We start from the raw sequence: 1,339 nt of genomic DNA, 5'->3' as shown, positions 1-1,339 counted from the left end.
CACCAGGATAGGCACTTGCTGTCCATGCTCGCGGATCTGGTCGACGAGAGCCACTCGTCTTTCGTCGCTCACGCCCAGACGATCGACCACGATGGATTGATCTATGACGCTGGGATCGAGCTCAACGACCGCCTGCCCTTCAGACAGCTTGCGTTCGATCTCCTCTGCTCGCTGAGCGCGCGAATTGATGTTTTCGAGCGATTGCGAGATGGCGCCGACCGGCCGGCCCGGCTGGAGCGGTCGGTCCAACCCCATTAGAGGCCGCACCAACGCCGTCCTGGCGGCATCCGGAGGCGTTTGCTCACCAGAGGGTTCGGAGACTTCGAAGAGGTTCTTGCGGGCCATTGCTACTTACGCCCCCAGGTCTTGCGGATCAGTTCCTCGATCTCGCCGTTGACAAGGGTCAGGCTCTCGAGCGCGCGATCGTATGTCCCGCGCGTGAACTGCCCGCGCTCGACTTCGTAGAGGGTCTGCTTGGTCAACCCGGCGTCGGAGATCGCGGTGGACTTGAGCATGGCGTTTTCAAGGACTCGATTGCCAAAGATCGAGCGCATGAACCCGGCCATCTGGCTTTGCGGACCATCGTTCGGCTCGAACCGCGTGACCAGGTAACGCATCCAGTCATAGTCGGTGTTGCCGCCGGCGTTTTCCACGACCGAGAGCAAGTCCGAGGTCATGAGCAGGAACTGGGACATCGACATGACGTCGAGCATCTGAGGATGCACGGTGATGATGACGGCCGTGGCCGCGCACAAGGCCGACAGCGTCAGGAAGCCAAGTTGCGGCGGGCAGTCGATGACGACGACGTCGTATGCGCTTTCGATCTCGGCCAGGCATTCACCCAAACGAGCGAAAAACATTGTGCCCGGCTGCCGGCTGGACAAGACCTTCGGCGTCTCGTGCTCGAACTCCATCAGCTCGAGATTGCCCGGGATCAGGTGCAAGTTGGGCGTATAGGTCGAGCGCACAATCTCCAGAATGCTGCGACATTCCTCATCGTAGCGGATCGCCCCGTAGATGGTTTCATTGGGGCCGACATCGAGCTCAGGCTGGTGGCCGAACATGGCCGACAGGCTGGCCTGGGGATCAAGGTCGATGGCGAGCACCCGGTAGCCGCGCAAGGACAGGAATTGGGCAAGATGGGCAGCCGTGGTGGTCTTGGCGCTGCCGCCCTTGAAATTCATCACCGAGAGAATCTGAAGCTTCTCCCCTGCCCTGCGATGTCGAATGTATTTTCCAGGCGCCTTCGAGTTCGCCTCATCGAGAAACTGGCGGAGCCGATCAATATCTTCCACGGAATATAGTCGCCTGCCGTTTGGCTGCGGTTGCGGACCATGTC

The 1,339-nt window shown here is 60.4% G+C and carries 1 protein-coding gene and 1 pseudogene; both read right to left on the bottom strand.

Annotated elements, in window-relative coordinates; translation table 11 throughout:
• Positions 1-345: pseudogene (locus EOA60_RS33190) on the bottom strand (plasmid partitioning protein RepB); the annotation flags it as partial.
• A 2-nt stretch (positions 346-347) separates the two neighbouring features.
• A partial coding sequence (repA, locus tag EOA60_RS33185; protein ID WP_128312632.1) for a plasmid partitioning protein RepA occupies positions 348-1,339 on the bottom strand: 992 nt, incomplete at its 5' end.

It is taken from the genome of Mesorhizobium sp. M1A.F.Ca.IN.020.06.1.1 (genome assembly GCF_004023265.1).
Taxonomy (GTDB): Bacteria; Pseudomonadota; Alphaproteobacteria; order Rhizobiales; family Rhizobiaceae; genus Mesorhizobium.
The sequence above is the reverse complement of the archived record's forward strand: the minus strand, read 5'-3'. Positions and strand labels throughout refer to the sequence as shown.